The sequence below is a fragment of the Vibrio sp. 2134-1 genome (assembly GCF_033339495.1).
In genome coordinates this window covers 1-940 of sequence record NZ_JAWOUS010000183.1, presented here as the reverse complement: position 1 = coordinate 940, position 940 = coordinate 1, and the positions used below count along the sequence as shown (strand labels likewise).

Genomic DNA, 940 nt, shown 5'->3' with positions numbered 1-940 from the left:
CTGCCAATGGCAGCGTTTCTTATTATCTGAATTTTTTCTGGTCGATGCGCATCGCTGAAACACGTTCAACTGAGCAAGCCTAGTGCTGAGCTCGGCCTTTGCTTCGCTTGAGCGAGTAATGCAGTTGTCGCATCCTGCAGCACCTGAGAGCGCACCATTACTGTCGACTCCCGAGCAAAGTCTGTATCGCGAATTCGCCCTTTTGATTCCGAAACACTCCGGTTAATGGTGTTTAAATTATCGATCGTGCCACTCACACGATTCTGAAATCCACCGATTTCACTGCGATGAGAATCAACATACTTTATCGCCGCATCCACCACACTAATGGCAAGCTGAGCGCCTCCTACTGTCGACATATCGAGATCATCAACGGTCACCATCTCACCGGAACCTAGATCCATCTCATCGGCAAAATTGCCTTTCCATGTGACGCCTTCTGGCGCATTCAGTGTCGAGGTAAAAAACTGCAATTGATGATCTTGCGTTACAGAAGCATCGACTACCGATTGCTTGGCATTAATGTAGGTTGCCACTTCTTCAAGGCTATCGCCTACTTTGAGTGTTAATGCTTTAGATTGTGCTTGGCCTTCATTGTCTTGATATTCAAACGCGAACTGTTGGTTATCTCTCGTTACCCGCCAGTCTTTGTCTAAACTGTCACCCAGATAATGTTGCCCGCCCATTTCAGGTATGTGCGTACGCATGTTTCTGAGCGTCAATGATATAGAGTTCGCATTGGCGCAAATATGAAAACTCTGAGAACCATAAGAGCCATTGAAGAGGTTTTTATCCGCGAATGTCGTCGTAATTGCCACACGATCCAATTCATCTTGTAGTGCAATCACTTCTTGTTGAAGACTTGTACGATCATCCTGTTCATGGCTGCCATTTGCGGCCTGAAGTCCGAGAGAGCGTAGCCGTTGCAGAATATCACTGC

The 940-nt window shown here is 46.8% G+C and carries 1 protein-coding gene; it reads right to left on the bottom strand.

The features are described 5' to 3' along the window. Positions 1-65: 65 nt before the first annotated feature. On the bottom strand, positions 66-940 hold an 875-nt coding region (locus R7R78_RS24800; protein ID WP_225474457.1), incomplete at its 5' end, for a flagellin.